Raw genomic sequence first — 245 nt, forward strand, 5'->3', positions numbered from 1 at the left:
GCTGCGTCTTGACCAGGAATGCGTGAGCACGCGACACGGCCGGCTCGTCCGGCTTCGTCCCGGCGTGAGCCAGAGCGTAAAGGGCCTGCCCCGTCGCCCAGGCATCGCTGGCCATGTCCTTCGTCTGGCTCCAACCGCCGTCGGCGTTTTGCCGCTCTTTGATGCGCTTGACGAGCGGTTCCGCTTCGGCCGCCGGGCGGCCCAGCCGCCGCCAAAGCACTATGCGAAGCGCGATCGACTGAGGG

The 245-nt window shown here is 68.6% G+C and carries 1 protein-coding gene; it reads right to left on the reverse strand.

Annotation, left to right across the window (positions count from 1 at the left end):
* On the reverse strand, positions 1 to 245 hold a 245-nt coding region (locus ACX9YW_RS23455; protein WP_460351195.1), incomplete at both ends, for a hypothetical protein.

It is taken from the genome of Pseudoneobacillus rhizolycopersici, assembly GCF_054786815.1.